Source organism: Pseudomonas sp. Pseusp11 (assembly GCF_047304405.1).
In the GTDB taxonomy this organism is placed as follows: Bacteria; Pseudomonadota; Gammaproteobacteria; order Pseudomonadales; family Pseudomonadaceae; genus Aquipseudomonas.
On record NZ_JBGLZF010000031.1, the window covers coordinates 48865 to 66960 of the forward strand.

Annotated in this window: 17 protein-coding genes; 4 read left to right on the forward strand and 13 right to left on the reverse strand. The window is 60.7% G+C overall.

Annotated elements, in window-relative coordinates:
* Positions 1–43 precede the first annotated feature (43 nt).
* Entirely contained in the window at positions 44–1222 is a 1179-nt protein-coding gene (locus ACCC96_RS22370; protein WP_413696933.1) for an MFS transporter, read from the forward strand.
* A gap of 160 nt (positions 1223–1382) precedes the next feature.
* The gene (locus ACCC96_RS22375) at positions 1383–2078 is read left to right on the forward strand and encodes an HPP family protein (RefSeq protein WP_413696934.1); all 696 of its coding nucleotides are present in this window, start codon (positions 1383–1385) and stop codon (positions 2076–2078) included.
* 149 nt (positions 2079–2227) lie between these two features.
* Here ACCC96_RS22375 and astA read toward each other — a convergent pair whose 3' ends face one another.
* The 7 genes from astA to ACCC96_RS22410 all read right to left on the reverse strand — a co-directional run bounded on the left by astA (position 2228) and on the right by ACCC96_RS22410 (position 8085).
* Positions 2228–3262 (reverse strand): arginine N-succinyltransferase, encoded by a 1035-nt coding sequence (gene astA / locus ACCC96_RS22380; RefSeq protein ID WP_019649670.1) that lies wholly within the window; start codon positions 3260–3262, stop codon positions 2228–2230.
* Positions 3259–4215 (reverse strand): citrulline utilization hydrolase CtlX, encoded by a 957-nt coding sequence (gene ctlX, locus ACCC96_RS22385; protein WP_413696935.1) that lies wholly within the window; start codon positions 4213–4215, stop codon positions 3259–3261. Before ctlX ends, astA begins: the two co-directional genes overlap by 4 nt.
* A gap of 271 nt (positions 4216–4486) precedes the next feature.
* On the reverse strand, positions 4487–4966 hold the full coding sequence (locus ACCC96_RS22390; RefSeq protein ID WP_007939680.1) for an Lrp/AsnC family transcriptional regulator: 480 nt from the start codon (positions 4964–4966) through the stop codon (positions 4487–4489).
* 12 nt (positions 4967–4978) lie between these two features.
* The gene (locus ACCC96_RS22395; protein WP_007939681.1) at positions 4979–5740 is read right to left on the reverse strand and encodes an ABC transporter ATP-binding protein; all 762 of its coding nucleotides are present in this window, start codon (positions 5738–5740) and stop codon (positions 4979–4981) included.
* Positions 5741–5796: 56 nt separating this feature from the next.
* Positions 5797–6507: an ABC transporter permease gene (locus tag ACCC96_RS22400; protein ID WP_019649666.1), complete on the reverse strand. Its 711-nt coding sequence runs from the start codon at positions 6505–6507 to the stop codon at positions 5797–5799.
* Entirely contained in the window at positions 6504–7229 is a 726-nt protein-coding gene (locus tag ACCC96_RS22405) for an ABC transporter permease (protein ID WP_019649665.1), read from the reverse strand. The genes ACCC96_RS22400 and ACCC96_RS22405 overlap by 4 nt, the downstream gene beginning before the upstream one ends.
* Positions 7230–7305: 76 nt before the next feature.
* Positions 7306–8085 carry a transporter substrate-binding domain-containing protein gene (locus ACCC96_RS22410; protein ID WP_007939684.1) on the reverse strand — a complete coding sequence of 260 codons (780 nt, stop codon included), beginning with the start codon at positions 8083–8085 and terminating at the stop codon, positions 7306–7308.
* A gap of 575 nt (positions 8086–8660) precedes the next feature.
* Between ACCC96_RS22410 and ACCC96_RS22415 the strand changes: the two genes are divergently transcribed.
* Positions 8661–9767 carry an enoyl-CoA hydratase/isomerase family protein gene (locus ACCC96_RS22415; RefSeq protein WP_258674021.1) on the forward strand — a complete coding sequence of 369 codons (1107 nt, stop codon included), beginning with the start codon at positions 8661–8663 and terminating at the stop codon, positions 9765–9767.
* A gap of 3 nt (positions 9768–9770) precedes the next feature.
* Positions 9771–10922 carry an acyl-CoA dehydrogenase family protein gene (locus ACCC96_RS22420; protein ID WP_258674020.1) on the forward strand — a complete coding sequence of 384 codons (1152 nt, stop codon included), beginning with the start codon at positions 9771–9773 and terminating at the stop codon, positions 10920–10922.
* Between the two features lie 106 nt (positions 10923–11028).
* On the opposite strand, the gene ACCC96_RS22425 is transcribed toward ACCC96_RS22420, so the two are convergent.
* From ACCC96_RS22425 to ACCC96_RS22450, 6 genes are all read right to left on the reverse strand, one after another.
* Complete coding sequence (locus tag ACCC96_RS22425; protein ID WP_019649661.1) at positions 11029–11802, reverse strand: enoyl-CoA hydratase; 774 nt, start codon at positions 11800–11802, stop codon at positions 11029–11031.
* A gap of 14 nt (positions 11803–11816) precedes the next feature.
* Positions 11817–12944 (reverse strand): acyl-CoA dehydrogenase, encoded by a 1128-nt coding sequence (locus ACCC96_RS22430; protein WP_019649660.1) that lies wholly within the window; start codon positions 12942–12944, stop codon positions 11817–11819.
* Positions 12945–13124: 180 nt separating this feature from the next.
* A complete protein-coding gene (locus tag ACCC96_RS22435; protein ID WP_019649659.1) occupies positions 13125–14318 on the reverse strand; it encodes an acetyl-CoA C-acyltransferase in 1194 nt (397 codons plus the stop codon).
* Positions 14319–14330: 12 nt separating this feature from the next.
* A complete protein-coding gene (locus ACCC96_RS22440; RefSeq protein ID WP_018929129.1) occupies positions 14331–15092 on the reverse strand; it encodes an SDR family NAD(P)-dependent oxidoreductase in 762 nt (253 codons plus the stop codon).
* 16 nt (positions 15093–15108) lie between these two features.
* Positions 15109–16773 (reverse strand): AMP-binding protein, encoded by a 1665-nt coding sequence (locus tag ACCC96_RS22445; RefSeq protein ID WP_258674017.1) that lies wholly within the window; start codon positions 16771–16773, stop codon positions 15109–15111.
* 176 nt (positions 16774–16949) lie between these two features.
* On the reverse strand, positions 16950–17966 hold the full coding sequence (locus ACCC96_RS22450) for an AraC family transcriptional regulator (protein ID WP_258674016.1): 1017 nt from the start codon (positions 17964–17966) through the stop codon (positions 16950–16952).
* Between the last annotated feature and the right edge of the window lie 130 nt (positions 17967–18096).

Here is an 18096-nt window from a genome sequence, read left to right on the forward strand (position 1 = left end):
ACGTCGAACACCACAGAATCTGAATAAGGACATTTGCCCCACCGTGGCCACTTACTCGCTCGTTATCCGCCGGCTGATGATCTGCTCGCTGACCATCGTCGTCAGTCGCGCCATCACCAGCCCGTTGCTCACGCTATTCCTGAGCACCAAGCTCGGCCTCAACCAACAGGACGTCGGCCTGCTGCTCGGGATTGCGGTGTTCATCGCCACCCTGCTCGCGCTCTATGGTGGTTACATCATCGACCGCCTCGAAAAGCGCCGGCTGCTGATCCTGGCCATGCTCTCCAGTGCCATCGGCTTCGTGCTGCTGACCTTTGCCGAAAACCTCTACCTGACCACCGCCACCCTGGTGATCACCGAAACCGCCTCGGCGCTGTTTCTGATCGGCTCCAAGGCAATCCTCAGCGACAACCTGCCCATGGGCCAGCGCGCCAAGGCTTTTTCGCTGCGCTACACCCTGACCAACATCGGCTACGCCACCGGCCCGATGCTCGGCGTGGTGATCGCCGGCGTGTACCCGATTGCGCCGTTCCTGATCGCCGGCGGCATCGCGTTCTTCAGCATTTTCCTGATGAGCGGCATTCCCAAGGACCCGGCCCAGACACCCGCCATCGGCCAGCCCCAAAGCTTTCTCAAAACCCTGGTCACCCTGAAAAACGACCGAACGCTGATCATGTTCACCTGCGGCTGCCTGCTCAGTACCGTGGTGCACGGTCGTTTTACCTTGTACCTGTCGCAATACCTGCTGGTGACCCACGACTCCAAACGAGCGCTGGAAACCATGGCCGCCCTGCTCGCCTGCAACGCCATCAGCGTGATCCTGCTGCAATACCAGATCGGCCGGTTTCTCAAACGCGAACAACTGCGTTACTGGATTGTCGGCGGCAGCAGCCTGTTCATCCTCGGCTTGATCGGTTTCAGCCTGGCCGACAGCCTGGTGAGCTGGTGCATCGCGATGTTCATTTTCACCCTCGGCGAAATGATCATTTACCCGGCCGAATTCCTCTTCGTCGACACCCTGGCCCCGGAAGAACTGCGCGGCAGCTACTATGGCGCGCAGAACCTCGCAGCCCTCGGTGGTGCGCTGAGCCCGGTGATCTGCGGCTTCCTGCTGATGCACACGCCCGCGCCCACCATGTTCTACGCCCTGAGCGCGTTGACGGCGATGGGCGGCTTTCTCTGTTTCATGAGCGGTCGACGCGTCGCGATGCTGCAAAAATAATGCATTGAAGCTGCATTAATATGAATTTGTCAGCATCGGTAATGACCGGCACACTGTGCGCCGTTCCTCCCCCAATAGTTGGAACCACTTCAAGGGCTTTCCGGGTATCCGGACAAGCCTTTTTTTTGCCCTGGTTTTTGTCAAAGGATCGATGTTCGTCATGCTCGCTCACTGGTTGCCCGCCGCCATCAACACCCGCCCCTCCGAATGGAGCCGTGCCGCCATCGGCATGGCCATGGGGACGATGTTCAGTGTCTGGTTGTGCGGCCAGGTGTTCGGCATCGATGTGGCGCTGCATCTGATAGGTCCGTTGGGCGCGTCGGCGGTATTACTGTTCGCCGTGTCCTCGGGTGCGCTGGCCCAGCCGTGGTCGATTCTTGGCGGTTACCTCTGCGCGGGGGTGATCTCGCTGCTGGTCGCTCACGTACTCGGCCGCACCCTCGGCAGCGCCTGCCTCGCGGCGGGCATGGCGCTGATTCTGATGTGCTGGCTGCGTTGCCTGCACCCACCCGCCGGGGCGCTGGCGCTGCTGATGGTGCTGGCAGACCCGGCGACCATCGCCATGGACTGGAAAGCCCTCGGCCCGGTGATGCTCAGCGGCTCGACGATGCTGCTCAGCGCGTTGGCGTACAACAACTTCACGCGCATTCGTTACCCCAAGCGTCCCGCCGAACCGGCCCCGCTAATGCCCGCGGCCGACAGCCAGGCGATCACCGCCGAAGATCTGCGACGCGCACTCGCCGACATGGAGGCCTTCTACGACGTCACCCCTGAAGACCTCGAGCAGTTGATTCATGCCAGTGAGTTGCATGCGAAGCGGCGCAGTATCGGCGAAGTGCTGAGCAGCAGAGTCTGAGTTCATCAACGGCAGCAGCAGGCTTTTGTGGCGAGGGAGCTTGCTCCCGCTGGGCTGCGAAGCGGCCCCTTCACCGAGCCTGCGACTGCTGCGCAGTCGAACGGGAGCAAGCTCCCTCGCCACAGGTTGAAGTTGGACTCGACAACAGTTCAGGCCGCAGACTGCTGCCGCGCCGGCACCGCCAAACTCACCGCGCGTACCGATGCACCAGCACTCAAGCCCAATGTCTTCGCCGTCTGCGCATCGACAATCAAGGTGCCAGCGGCGACTCGCGCCGGGGCTGCGGTAATCCGGCATTCGGCAAACTGGCGGTTGTGAATCAGGTACGTCGCTGCGTGTTCTCCGGGGGTGCCAATGCTCAGTTGCAACACCTGGCTGTCGCGCACCGCACGGATGTCGCCGGTGGCGCATTCGATCAGCGGCCCGCCATCAAAGATGTCGATGTAATCCCGATGCTCGAAGCCTTCAGCCTTGAGCATGCCCAGCGCCGGTTCAGTGTTGGGATGAACGCGGCCGATGACCGCGCGTGCCGCTTCAGGCAGCAGGCAGGTCGGCAGCGGAAACTTGGGCATCAGTTCCGCGATGAAGGTTTTGTTGCCAAGGCCCGTGAGGTAGTCGGCGTCGGCGAAATTCATTTTGAAAAAGTGCCGACCCAGACCTTCCCAAAACGGAGAGACGCCCTCTTCGTCCGAATAACCGCGCATCTCCGCGATCACCTTGTCACCGAAGTGCTGACGAAACTCCGCCAGAAACAGGAAGCGCGCCTTGGACAGCAAGCGGCCATTCAGACCGCTGCGGTGATCGGCGTGCAAAAACAGTGAACACAATTCCGAGTGGCCGGTCATGTCGTTGCCAAGGAACAACGTCGGCAGTTGCTGATTGATCCCGAGGTTTTTCGACGCGGCGACAAACAGGCCCAGTCGATAGTTGTACCAGGGCTCACGCAGGCCGACAGCGCCCGCCAAGGCACAAATACCGACCGCTTGCTGCTGGTCGTTCTCCAGCACAAACAGGTAGTCGGCATCCGCACGTTCTGCCTCGCCGGCGAAGGTTTTCGCCGCCCACTCCAGGCGATGACTCAAGCGCGACGCATCGGCCGGCAACGTGGTCAAACCGGTCCCGGCACTATGAGCCAGGGCCAACAGTGCCGGCAAATCTGCCGGTGTTGCAGGACGGACGATCATCGCACTTGCTCCTGGGCAGCTTTCGGCTGACGTTCAGATTGACGCTTGGATAGAAAGACTTCGGCCAACATGCAGCGAGCGCTACCGCCGCCAATACGTTCGATGGTGTCGATGTTCACCGGCAGCGGCGTGACGTGGGTTTCGATCAAGCGGCGTTGATCGGCATCCAGCGATTGCCAGGCGGTGCGTGACATCACCAGTAAGGGTTCGCCCGCGGCGTTGTGGACTTCCAGCATGTTGCCGGCGAACGACTCCAGTTGCGCCCAGTCCAGGGCAATCACCTTTTTACCGCTGTCTTCCAGCCGTGAGCGCAGCGCCAGGCGTTCTGCCGGGTTAGTGACCGAGGCCAGGCACGCAATGGCCAGCCGAGTACCGACACTCATCATCACGTTGGTGTGATAAATCGGCACGCCCTGGCGGTCCACCGCATTGAAGGCGCACAACTCGTAACCCAAATGGTCGACCAGTTGGTCCAGCGCCCGAGCGTGAGTACGGGTGGAATAGCCGGCGTAACAAATCCGCTGCTCGCGATCCAGCACCATGCTGCCGGTGCCTTCGAGGAACACTTCCTGCTGTTCCAGGCTGGAAAGGTCCAGCATCTGCTCGACCCGGTACTCGTCCCGCAACCAGTCGAGCACGCCTTTGTCGCGCTCCAGACGGCGGTTGTGGCCCTGCATCGGGTACAGCACCAACGTGCCGTCGGGATGGCTGCTCCACCAGTTGTTGGGGAAGATCGAATCGGGGGTATGCGGCGCTTCGCGGTCGTTATGCACCAGGACTTCGACGCCGTGGCTGCGCAGCGCGGCGACGTAGCCATCGAACTCTTGCAAGGCCTTGAGCTGCACGTCCTCGGACACATCGGCCGGGCGCTGGAAACGGTTGTTCGCCGCCGTGTCCTGATTGAACGAGAAACGTGTCGGGCGAATCATCAAAACGGTATTGGTGGTTTGCATGGGCACAGATTCAATGAGGGTTGAGAGGCACTCATTGTCTGTTTCGGCGGCGGAAAAACCCGGTTGTTAAGGGCCGGCGATGTGATGAAAATGGCTGAAAAACGTGGTTGGGTCAGCCGATTCGGCGAGGGCCGAAAAGCAAAAGATCGCAGCCTTCGGCAGCTCCTACAGAGGCGGTGTTCATACCCAAAAATTGCGGTATACACGGTCTACGTAGGAGCTACCGAAGGCTGAGATCTTTTGATCTTTCGATCTTTCGATCTTTCGGCGCTTATTCCATCGTGGTCTTGACCATCGCCAATTCCGGATGGCTGACCAGCTTATCAATGTGCAATTCCGGGTCGTCGAACCAGACTTCCGTCAGCACCCGGTAATGTTCCATGTCCCGGCAACGCATGCGCAGGCTGTAGTCGAACGCGCCGCTGATCAAGCGGCATTCCAGCACCTGCGGACAACCACGGACCTTGGCCTCAAAAGCCTTTTGCGCCGCCCGCCCGCTCTGGTTCGACAACGCAACCAACACCAGCAACGACAACCCCGGTGTCAGTTTCTTTTCATCGAGAATCGCGCCGTAGCCACGGATAACCCCGAGCTGTTCGAGCTTGCGCACCCGTTCCAGGCACGGCCTGGGCGTCAGGTGCACGCGCTCGGACAGCTTTTGATAAGTGATGCGCCCTTCGTGGCGCAGCACTTCGATGATGGCCTGATCAATACGATCAAGCACAATCGACATATCGCGGATATCCGCCATGTACGTCTTGCCTCACTTCAAACGACCCGATAGAAATTGCTGTAACCGTTCACTCTTTGGTTGGTCGAGGATGGTTGCATCACCTTGCTCCTCGACCCGCCCTTGATGCAAGAACAACACCTGGCTGGACACTTGCCGGGCAAAGCCCATTTCGTGGGTCACCATCAACATGGTCCGCCCCTCTTCGGCCAGCGCTTGAATCACTTTCAGCACCTCGCCTACCAGCTCCGGATCGAGGGCCGAGGTCGGCTCGTCGAACAACAGAATCTCTGGCTCCACGGCCAACGCCCGGGCAATCGCGACCCGCTGTTGCTGGCCGCCGGACAGAAACGCCGGGTATTGATCGGCCACCCGTTGCGGCAAACCGACCTTATCCAGATACGCCCGCGCGCTGTCTTCAGCGGCCTTGCGGCTGACACCCAGCACCCGACACGGCGCCAGTATGATGTTTTCCAGTACGGTCAGATGGCTCCATAGATTGAAATGCTGGAACACCATCGCCAGGCGTGTGCGCAAGCGCTGCAACTGCGCCGGGTTGGCGACGCGCATGCCGCCAGCGCCCGGGCGAGTGATGATGCGCTCGCCTTCCAGCACGATGGCGCCTTCGTCCGCCCGCTCCAGAAAATTGATGCAGCGCAGCATGGTGCTTTTACCCGAGCCGCTGGCGCCGATCATGCTCACCACATCGCCGGCCCGTGCGTTCAACGAGACGCCCTTGAGCACTTCATTGTCACCAAAACGTTTGTACAGATTTTCAACCGTGAGTTTGTACATGCATGAGTCTCCTGCAGCAGCGCCGGCCTCGGCGCTGCTCTGGATGAAAAGAGGAATTAGTGCGCCGGCCCGAGAAAGCTCAACCAGCGCTTCTCCGCCAGACGGAACGCGCCAACCAGACCGAACGACAATGCGAGGTACAACAGGCCGGCAATACCGAAAGCCTGAAAGGTCATGAACGTCGCGGCATTGGCGTCCCGGGCGATTTTGAGAATGTCGGGAATGGTCGCGGTGAACGCCACCGATGTGGCGTGCAACATCAGGATCACTTCGTTGCTGTAATACGGCAGTGCCCGGCGCAAGGCCGACGGCAGGATCAGCCGCAGGTACAGGCGCCAGCCGCTCAAGCCGTAGGCATGGGCCGCCTCGATTTCGCCGTAAGGAATGCTCCGAATCGCTCCGGCGAAGATCTCTACGGTATAGGCGCAGGTGTTGAGCGTGAACGCCAGCAACGTGCAATTCATCGCATCGCGAAAGAACGCTTCAAGCAGCGGTTGCGAGCGGACCACGGCGATGCCGTAAATCCCGCTGTAGCAAATCAGCAGCTGGATATACAGCGGCGTGCCGCGAAACACATAGGTGAACAGCTGAACCGGCCAGCGCAGCAGGCCCCAGCGTGAGGTTCGAAGGATCGCCAGGGGCAGCGAGAGGAAGAACCCCATCACGATGCTCGCCACCAACAGCCACAAGGTCATCGCCAATCCAGTGAGGCTATAGCCGTCGCTGAACAGAAAGGGTTTCCAGTATTCGGCAATCAACTCGATCATCGCGCCATCCCCCGCACTCCCTGGTTATAACGTCGTTCAAGCACGCGCAAAACGTAGTTCGACGCACTGGTAATCAACAGATACAGCGCGCCTGCCAGCAGCAGGAAATCAAGCATGTTGAAGGTGCTTTTACCGGCTTCCTGAGCCACCTTGACCAGGTCCGACAAACCGATGATCGACACCAGCGCCGTGGCCTTGAGCAGTACCAGCCAGTTATTGCCCAGGCTCGGCAAGGCGAACCGCATCATCTGCGGGAACACCACGAAGCGAAAACGCTGCCAGCGGCTCAGACCAAAGCACGCGGCGGCTTCCTGCTGACCGTTTGGCACGCTGAGGATCGCCCCGCGAAAGGTCTCGGTGAAATACGCGCCGTAAATGAAGCCGAGGGTGACAATGCCGGCTACAAACGGATCGATCTCCATGTAAGGCCAGCCCATGGCCTCGGTCAGGCTGCTCAGCCAGCCTTGCAGGCTGTAGAAAATCAGCAGCATCAGCACCAGGTCCGGCACGCCGCGAATCAGCGTTGTGTAGAAAGTCGCGGGCAGGTTCAATAGCTTCAGCGGCGACAGCTTGGCCGCCGCGCCGAGCAGCCCCAGCGCCATGCTCACCAGCAGTGACAGCGCCGACAGTTTTAGGGTGACCCAGGTGCCATGCAGCAACAATGGGCCATAGCCTTGCAGGGCCGAAAGATCGACCCCGATCAGATTCAGGAAGGAGTTCACGCCAGTCACCTGTCTTGAGGCGCCCGCTTGCAAGCGCTGCGCCTGTTACCAGGACGCAGCGTTCGGGGCGCGAGGATCAGTTGTTGTAGAGGTCCAGATCGCCGAAATGCTTCTGCTGGATCTGCGCGTAGATGCCCTTTTCATGCAGGGCCTTGATGGCGGCGTTGAGCATGCCTTTGAGTTCTTCGTTGTCCTTGCGCACGCCGATGGCGATTTCCGATGGCACCAGCGGGTCGCTGATGCCCTCGCTGTTCTTGAAGTCTGCCCCCTGCGGTGATGTCAGGAAGCTCATCTGCGCTTGCAGCTTGTCCTGGATCGAGGCATCAAGACGGCCGTAAACCAGGTCGGCGTAGACCTGATCCTGGTTCTGATAAGCGCGCAACTTCACGCCGCCCGGTGCCAGTTTGGCCTTGGCATAGGTTTCCTGAATCGTGCCCTGCATGTAGCCGATGGTCTTGCCCTGCAGCGATTCGGCGGTGGGTAGCAAGCCAGAGTCCTTGCGGGTGACGATAGCGGTCGGCCCGGCGTACAGGCGATCGGTGAAGTCGATCTGTTTTTTACGTGCGTCGGTCACGGTCATCGACGATTCGATCGCGTCGAACTTGCCCGCCTTGAGCGCCGGAATCAACCCGTCAAAGTCATTGCTGACCCACACACACTTCACTTTCAGCTCGGCGCAGATCGCATTGCCCAGGTCCACGCCGAACCCTTGCACGCCGCCATCAGCGGTGGTGGATTCAAAAGGCGGATAACTGGGGTTAACGCCGAAGCGCAGCTCTTTCCACTCCTTGGCGCTGGCACCGGTGGAGCAGCACAGCAAAGCCAATGCCGGTAAGGTCAGCCATTTGATGTTCATCTTCTAAGGTCCCGGATTATTTGGATTTATCGCGGCTTGGCGCCTGCGCCGCACCACACTTTTTGACAGGGCAGAGAGTCGATGCGGCATTCACCGCAGCCGTATTTGTTGTTGTTTTCAACCGGCTTGGGCCAGTCGTCGGGGTGCAGTCCATTCCAGGCGCTTGATCGCAAGTGCTTGAAATGGACCGTCAGAATGCCAATTGCCAGGACGGCACGGGTGTCGTAAGCCCCTGTCCAGACAGCTCAACTGCGCTGAACGAAGGGCTTTCACAGCCGATCCTGTCGTTGATTGCTGGATGGGGTTAAAGATCAAAAGAAAGATCAAAAGAAAGATCAAAAGATCGCAGCCTTCGGCAGCTCCTACGTTGACCGCGTCCACCGCGATTTTTCGGTATGAACACCGATTGCGTAGGAGCTGCCGCAGGCTGCGATCTTTTGATCTTCCCCTAAGGTAAAAATGCAAACGAGACCTGCACGTATCTAGGTTGTACAGGGCAAATTTGCACTGTTACGATCCTGCATCGCTCGCGCGCGAGCTTCTCTATAAAGAACAATAAAAGCAGGGAGTTAGTGATGACTGCTCAGGTTTCATCCCCGGGGACACCGTCCATGGATGCCACGCAAAACGAAGTGTTGGCCGAGGTTCGCAATCACATCGGTCACCTGACCCTCAACCGCCCCGCCGGCCTCAACGCCATTACCCTGGACATGGTCCGCAGCCTGCAACAGCAACTCGATGCCTGGGCACAGGATCCGCAGGTGCATGCGGTGGTGTTGCGCGGCGCTGGCGAGAAAGCCTTCTGTGCCGGCGGCGATATCCGCTCGCTGTACGACAGCTTCAAAAGCGGCGACACGCTGCACGAAGATTTCTTCGTCGAGGAATACGCCCTCGACCTCACGATCCATCACTACCGCAAACCGGTCCTGGCCTTGATGGACGGCTTTGTCCTGGGCGGCGGCATGGGGCTGGTGCAAGGCGCCGATTTGCGGGTGGTCACCGAGCGTAGCCGTCTGGCGATGCCGGAAGTGGCCATCGGTTATTTCCCGGACGTCGGCGGCAGCTACTTCCTGCCGCGCATTCCCGGTGAGCTGGGCATCTATCTCGGCGTCAGCGGCGTGCAGATCCGCGCTGCCGATGCGCTCTATTGCGGCCTGGCCGATTGGTATCTGGAGAGCGCCAGCCTGGACGAGCTGGACGAACGACTCGACCATCTGGAATGGCACGACACGCCGCTCAAAGACCTGCAAGGCGCGCTGGCGAAACTCGCCGTGCAACAACTGCCGGTCGCCCCGCTCGCGGCACTGCGGCCGGCCATCGACCACTTCTTCGCCTTGCCCGATGTGCCGAGTATGGTGGAACAACTGCGTGCAGTGACCGTCGCCGACAGCCATGAGTGGGCCATGGCCACCGCCGACTTGCTGGAAAGCCGTTCACCGCTGGCCATGGGCGTGACCCTGGAAATGCTGCGGCGCGGTCGGCACCTGAGCCTGGAACAGTGCTTCGCCCTCGAACTGCACCTGGATCGCCAGTGGTTCGAACGTGGCGACCTGATCGAAGGCGTGCGCGCCTTGTTGATCGACAAAGACAAGAACCCGCGCTGGAACCCGCCGACCTTGCAGGCGCTGGACGCCGAGCACGTCGCGAGTTTTTTCACCGGGTTTGACCAGAGCGGGAGCTGAGCCATGCACGATATCGAATTGAGCGAAGAACAAGTGATGATCCGCGACATGGCCCGGGATTTTGCCCGCGGCGAAATCGCGCCCCACGCACAAGCCTGGGAAAAGGCCGGCTGGATCGATGACGGTCTGGTGGCGAAGATGGGGGAACTGGGTCTGCTGGGCATGGTGGTGCCCGAGGAATGGGGCGGCACCTATGTCGACTACGTGGCCTACGCGCTGGCGGTGGAAGAGATTTCCGCCGGTGACGGCGCCACCGGCGCGCTGATGAGCATCCACAACTCCGTGGGCTGCGGGCCGGTGCTGAACTACGGCACCGAAGAACAGAAACAGCAATGGTTGCCGGACCTCGCCAGCGGCCAGGCCATCGGTTGCTTCTGCCTGACCGAACCGCAAGCCGGTTCCGAAGCCCATAACCTGCGTACCCGCGCCGAACTGCGCGACGGCCAGTGGGTGATCAACGGCGCCAAGCAATTCGTCAGCAACGGCAAACGGGCGAAGCTGGCAATCGTTTTCGCCGTGACTGATCCGGAGTTGGGCAAGCGTGGCATCTCGGCATTCCTGGTGCCGACCGAAACAGCGGGGTTCATCGTCGACCGCAGTGAACACAAGATGGGCATCCGCGCTTCCGATACCTGCGCCGTCACCCTGAACAACTGCACCGTCCCTGAAGCCAATTTGCTGGGCGAACGCGGCAAAGGCCTGGCCATCGCCCTCTCCAACCTCGAAGGCGGCCGCATCGGCATCGCTGCGCAAGCCCTGGGCATCGCCCGTGCGGCGTTCGAAGCGGCGCTGGCTTACGCGCGCGATAGGGTGCAGTTCGACAAGCCGATCATCGAACACCAGAGCATCGCCAATATGCTGGCCGACATGCAGACCCGACTGAACGCCGCGCGCCTGTTGATCCTGCACGCCGCGCGCTTGCGCAGTGCCGGCAAGCCGTGCCTGTCGGAGGCTTCACAGGCCAAGCTGTTTGCTTCGGAGATCGCGGAAAAGGTCTGCTCGTCGGCGATCCAGATTCATGGCGGGTATGGGTATCTGGAGGATTACCCGGTGGAGCGTTACTACCGGGATGCGCGGATCACGCAAATTTATGAAGGGTCGAGCGAGATACAGCGAATGGTGATTGCCCGGGAACTGAAGAACTACCTGGTCTAAAAGCAAAAGATCGCAGCCTTCGGCAGCTCCTACAGGGTTTTGTGTACGCCTGTAGGAGCTGCCGAAGGCTCGGGCCGCGTTCGGACGATCTTTTTAGGTCAATGGATTACTTACCCTGGAATTCGGCCTCACGCTTGGCAATAAACGCCGCCATCCCTTCTTTCTGATCCTGCGTGGCAAACGCCGCATGGAATACCCGGCGCTCAAAACGCACGCCTTCCGAGAGGCTGACTTCAAAGGCGCGGTTGACGCTTTCCTTGATCATCATCGCAATCGGCAGTGATTTCTTCGCAATCAGCGCCGCGACTTTCAGCGCTTCGTCCACCAGATCATCCGCCGGCACGATGCGCGCCACGATCCCGCAACGCTCGGCTTCCACCGCATCGATCAAGCGCCCGCTCAAGCACATTTCCATGGCCTTGGCCTTGCCCACGGCGCGGGTCAAGCGCTGGGTGCCGCCCATGCCCGGCAATACGCCGAGGTTGATTTCCGGTTGGCCGAATTTTGCATTGTCGCCGGCCAGGATGAAGTCGCACATCAGCGCCAGTTCACAGCCACCGCCCAAGGCGAAACCGTTGACCGCGGCAATGATCGGCTTGCGGCGGTTAGCCACGCGATCGCTGTCGCTGAACAGGTCGTCGAGGTAGATCTGCGGGTAGGTCAGCTCGGCCATTTCCTTGATGTCGGCACCGGCGGCGAAGGCTTTTTTCGAGCCGGTCAGCACGATGCAACCGATGTTCGAATCAGCTTCCAGGCCATCGAGGGCGTGGTTCAGTTCACTGACGATTTGGGCATTCAACGCGTTCAAGGCTTGCGGACGGTTGAGGGTGATCAGGCCGACACGGCCGTGGGTTTCCAGCAAAATCGTTTCGTAGTTCATAGGGGGATTCCTTCTCAAAGATTGCGCGAAATGACCATGCGCTGAATGTCGCTGGTGCCTTCGTAGATCTGGCACACCCGCACGTCGCGGTAGATCCGCTCCAGCGGGAAATCGTTCAGGTAACCGTAACCGCCAAGGGTTTGCAACGCAGAAGAACAAACCTTTTCGGCCATTTCCGAGGCGAACAGCTTGGCCATCGACGCTTCGACCAGCGCCGGTTTGCCGCTGTCGCGCAACGCCGCCGCGTAATGCACCATCTGCCGGGCCACGGCGATCTGGGTCGCCATGTCGGCCAGGCGGAACGCTACCGCCTGGTGCTCGATGATCGGCTTGCCGAAGCTCTCGCGTTCACGGGCGTAGTCGCGGGCCGCTTCGAACGCAGCGCGGGCCATGCCCACCGATTGCGAGGCGATACCGACACGGCCGCCTTCGAGGTTGGCCAAAGCGATCTTGTAGCCTTCGCCCTCCTCACCCAGTCGGTTGGCCACCGGCACTTTCACATCCTCGAAGAGGATCTGGCAGGTATCGGAGGCATGTTGACCAAGCTTGTCTTCGACCCGCGCGACTTTATAGCCCGGCGAATCGGTGGGCACGATCAGCGCGGTGATCCCGCGTTTGCCGGCACTTGGGTCAGTCACCGCAAACACAATCACCACCCCGGCGTTTTGCCCGGAGGTGATGAACTGCTTGCAGCCGTTGAGCACGTAGTGATCGCCTTCCAGCCGGGCACGGGTTTTCAGGCTGCTGGCATCGGAACCGGCTTGCGGTTCGGTCAGCGCAAACGCACCGAGCATCGCGCCGCCAGCCAGCGGTTTGAGGAAACGTTCTTTCTGGTCGTCGTTGCCGAACTTGAGGATCGGCACGCAACCCACCGAGTTGTGCACGCTCATGATGGTCGAGCAGGCGCCATCGCCGGCAGCGATTTCTTCCAGGGCCATGGCGTAAGCCAGGTAACCGGTGTCACAACCGCCCCACTGCTCCGGCACCAGCATGCCGAAGAAGCCGAGGTCAGCCATCTCGCTGATGGCTTCCTTGGGGAAGCGATGTTCGCGGTCCCATTCGGCGGCGAACGGTTTCAGCCGTTCCTGGGCAAACTGCCGGGCCGCGTCGCTGATCTGCAGTTGTTCGTCGTTGGGGATCATGCCAATTCCTTAAAAATCAAGTTGAAACGCAATATCTGTGGGAGCGGGCTTGTGTGGCGAGGGAGCTTGCTCCCGCTCGGCTGCGCAGCAGTCGCAAAGCTTTTGGGGCCGCTTCGCGACCCAGCGGGAGCAAGCTCCCTCGCCACACAAGCACCACACACAGGTTGCGCCTCATTAGCCTCAGTACAGGCATTCAACGGCCATGGCCGTTGCTTCGCCGCCGCCGATGCAGATCGCTGCAACGCCACGTTTCAGGCCTTTCTGGCGCAGGGCCGAGAGCAAGGTGACGAGGATCCGCGCGCCAGACGCACCAATCGGGTGGCCCAAGGCACAGGCCCCGCCGTGGACGTTGACCTTCTCGTGGGAGATTTCCAGCTTGGTCATGGTCACCAGGCTCACCACGGCGAAAGCTTCGTTGACTTCGAACAACTCGACTTCATCCAGCGACCAGCCGGTTTTCTTCATCAGCTTCTTGATCGCGCCCACCGGTGCCACCGGGAACAACCCCGGGGTGTCGGCGAACGCCGCGTGGCCATGAATCACTGCCAGCGGTTTCAGGCCTTGTTTCTCGGCTTCGGAACGGCGCATCAAAACCAGCGCCGCCGCGCCGTCGGAGATCGAACTGGAGTTGGCCGCCGTCACCGTGCCGCCCTCGCGGAACGCTGGTTTCAGCGAGGCGATCTTGTCCAGTTTGGCTTTCGGCGGCTGTTCATCGTGGCTGATCAGCACTTGCTGTTTGCCGACCGTCACGGTGAGCGGCACGATCTCGGCGTTGAAACTGCCCTCCTCGATCGCCTGTTGGGCGCGGGTGGTCGACGCGATGGCAAACGCGTCCTGATCTTCACGGCTGAAGCCGTTGGTTTCGGCGCAATCCTCGGCGAACGTTCCCATCAGGCGGCCCTTGTCGTAGGCGTCTTCGAGGCCGTCGAGGAACATGTGATCGAGCACCTGGCCATGGCCCATGCGGTAACCGCTGCGGGCGCGATCCAGCAGGTACGGCGCGTTGGACATGCTTTCCATGCCGCCAGCGACCACCACGTCGGCGCTGCCGGCGATCAGCATGTCGTGGGCCAGGATCGTCGCTTCCATGCCAGAGCCGCACATTTTGTTCAGCGTCGTGCAACGGGTCGATTTATCCAGCCCGGCGCCCAGTGCCGCTTGCCGCGCCGGGGCCTGGCCTAGGCCGGCGGAGAGCACACAGCCGAACAGCACTTCTTCGACGGATTCAGGGGCGATACCGGCGCGTTCGACCGCGGCACGAATCGCAGCAGCGCCCAGCTGTGGCGCGGTCAGGCTTTTCAGTTCGCCCTGGAAACCGCCCATCGGGGTGCGGACGGCGCTGACAATAACAATCGGATCGTTGGACAATGTCATGACAAATACTCCTTATTTGGCGGCCATGCGCAAGGCACCGTCGAGACGGATCACCTCGCCGTTGAGCATGCTGTTTTCTATGATATGCCGGGCCAGCGCGGCGTACTCGCTCGGCTTGCCCAGGCGTGGCGGAAACGGCACGCCTGCGGCCAGTGAATCACGTACTTCCGGGGTCATGCCGGCCATCATCGGCGTTTCGAAAATGCCCGGTGCGATGGTCATCACGCGGATGCCGAAGCGCGCCAGCTCACGGGCGGCAGGCAAGGTCAGGCTGGCAATCGCGCCTTTGGACGCCGAATACGCGGCCTGGCCAATCTGACCATCGAAGGCCGCCACCGATGCGGTGTTGATGATCACCCCGCGCTCGCCGTCTGCATCGGCTTCGGTCTCGGCAATCGCCGCAGCAGCCAGGCGAAGCATATTGAAACTGCCGATCAGGTTGACGTTGATCACCTGGCTGAAACTGGCCAAGGCATGGGGGCCGGTCTTGCCGAGGATCTTCTCGCCACGCACGATGCCGGCGCAATTGACCAGGCCATTGAGGCCGCCAAACGCTTTGACCGTCGCCTGCACCGCTGCTTCTGCCGCCGCTTCATTGCTGATGTCGGCTACCACACTTTGCGCGCCGAGACGTGCAGCCTGCGCCGCGACGGCTTCGGCGTTCATGTCCACCAGCATCACCTTGGCGCCGGCGGCCACCAGCATTTCAGCAGTGGCGGCACCGAGGCCGGAAGCACCGCCGGTGACGAGAAAAACCTTGTTTTCGATCTGCATCATTGTTTCCTTGGATTCAAGCTGAAACGTTCTTCGCGGCGGCCTCTTGAGCCTTGGCGATTTCCTGGTTGCGCAAGATAAAGCGCTGCAATTTGCCGCTTGGGGTTTTCGGCAATTCACTGACAAATTCGATTTCACGGGGGTACGAGTGCGCCGCCAGACGCTTGCGCACGTGTTGCCGCAGTTCTTCGGCCAACGCAGGTTCGGCACGATATTGCGGGCTGAGCACGACGAAGGCTTTCACCAGTTCGGTGCGCTCCGGGTCGGGTTTGCCGATCACCGCCGCCTCGACCACCGCCGGGTGTTCGATCAGCGCGCTTTCCACGTCGAACGGGCCGACGCGGTAGCCCGAGGTGGTAATCACGTCGTCGCTGCGGCCGACGAAGCTGATGCTGCCGTCCGGGTTCCACTCGACGGTGTCGCCGCTCAGGTAATAATTGCCGACGAACGCTTTGGTCGGTACGCCTTCGTAACCGCCGAACCAACACATCGGCGACTGGGTGCGGTCGATGGCCAAGATGCCTGGCTGGCCGACGCCGAGTTCTTTGTATTCCTCATCCAGCACCACGATACGGTGGCCCGGCGAGGCAAAACCGGCGGCGCCCATGTGGATCGGATGTTCCAGGCCGTGGTGATTGCACAGGACCATGCCCAGTTCGGTCTGGCCGTAATGGTCGTGAATCACCACGCCGAGGTTGTCGGCGAACCAGCGGATCACTTCCGGATTCAGCGGCTCGCCGGCGCTGCTGACGATGCGCAGCTTGCCCTTGATCGAACGGGCGAATTCATCGCCACCGGCAATCAGCAAGCGATAGGCGGTCGGTGAGCCAGTGAGGTTGGTAATCCCGTATTTGTTGATCACCCGGCAGGTGCTTTCGAGGGTGAACGGGCCATCGTAAAAGGTGATCGGATGCCCCATCGCCATCGGCCCGGTGACACCGAAATAAATGCCGTAGGCCCAACCCGGATCGGCGACGTTCCAGAAGGCGTCCTCGGGGCGCAGGTCCACCGCGTCGCGGGTATAACTCTGGAACGCAACGATGGCCTTGAGCGGCACCGATAGCGCTTTCGACGGGCCGGTGGTGCCCGAGGTGAACATCAGCAGGAACGGGTCTTCGCCGGTCAGCAATACCGGCTCGCAGATGCTGGAGTAGTTGGCCAGTTCCGCCCAGAAACTGAAATCACCCCGAACAATACCTTGGCCTTTCGGACCGCCGACGGTGACGATGGTCGGGCAGTCGGCCACTTCAGCCAGTTTCGGGCGATTGACCGCATCGGTGACCACCACTTTGGCGCCGGAACTGTTCAGACGGTGTTCGATGGCTTTGGGGCCGAAGGCGGTGAACAGCGGCTGATAAACCGCACCGATGCGCCAGGCGGCGAACACGGTGATCAGCAATTCGAAGTTGCGGGGCAGCAGGCCTGCGACCTTGTCGCCCTTCTTCACGCCCTGGGCCACCAGGAAATTGGCGAAACGCGCGGCCTTGTCCTGCAAGTCGCTGAAGGTGTAGGTCGCGCTGCTACCGTCGCGACCTTCCCAGAACAGCGCAATGCGCCCCGGCAAGGCATGCCGGTCGCAACACTCGACGCAGGCATTGAGCGCGGTCAACGACCCTGTGAGCGCAGCATCGACGGTGTGCTGATAATTGAACTGTGACGTAGCAGACAAGTAATCGCGCATTGCCAGAATCCCTCTGTATTTTTATTAGGTTGGGGGAACCGTAATCAACAGGGAAATACTCGCTCTGCGCGAGGAGCGGGACAATGGTCAAAGCTATCAAGTTGTGTGACTGGTTTGGCCAAGGACGCTACCTACCTCATTCCCACGCAGAGCGTGGGAACGATCGATCATCCGGATCAGTCAGCCTCGTTAAGAATCAAACTCCGATAATGCCCAGGATTGGACCCCGACCACTTGCGAAACGCCTTGTAGAACGAGCTGGCATCGGCAAACCCCAAACGGGTGGCGATTTCGGCGAAGCTGATGGTCGGCTCGGCCAGCCAGACGATGGCCAGCTCCTTGCGCACGCTGTCCTTGAGCCCCTGATACGTCTGCCCTTCTTCGGCCAGGCGTCGACGTAAAGTTGAAGCCGACATGCACAGTTGCTGCGCCAGCGCTTCGGTTTCCGGCCAGCGCTCGGCGGGCAGTTGCCGCAGATCGTGCTTGATCCGGCTGGCCAGGCTCTCGGGGTCGCGGTACTTGACCAGAATGTTCGCCGGCGCATGAGCCAGAAAGCGCTTGAGCTCTTCGGCGCTGCGCTTGATCGGCAAATCCAGGCAGTCGGCGGAGAAAATCATCCGTGTGCGCGGCCGGTCGAATCGCAGGTTCTCGGAAAACATCACCCGATAGTCATCGCAAAAATCCGGCTCCGGACAACGCAGTTCGATGGCCAGGATCGGAATCCGCCGGCCCGCCAGCCAGCAGGCAACGCCATGCACGATCATCCAGTAAGTGAAATAGGTGAAGGCGCGGCGCGGCTCCTCGTCGTCTTCCAGCAGGACGATCTCCGCCAGGCTTTGCTGGCGAACCAATTGTGCGGGCAGACGTTCAAGCATCAACGACAGAAAGCTCAGGCCCGAGGTCAGCCCGGCGGCCAGGCTTGGCTGAACCATGGAACAGCGACAAAGAAACTCCAGACTGCCGGACTTGAGCTTGCGTGGGTCCATGCCAAAAAACTCATCGTCCCCACGCCGGGCCAGCAAACGCCACAGGCGCGCATAGGCGGCGGCCGGGACACGCGCGTCGGTGCTGTCCAACAGCGCTGGATCGATGCCGACCTTGTTCAACACCTCTGCGGTGGCAGCGCCAGGGGCGCAACTTTGCAACAGTGCTTCACGCACCAGTTGAATGGCGATGGTGTCTTTTTCCGACATTGACCGGGGTGAGCCTTGTTCGTGTTTGAGTGGTGGGCATATTAGCGCACACCAAACCGATTCCGTAGGAGCGAGGCTTGCCCGCGAAGAACGATGACGCGGTTTCACCGACAGACCGAGTTGCCTGATT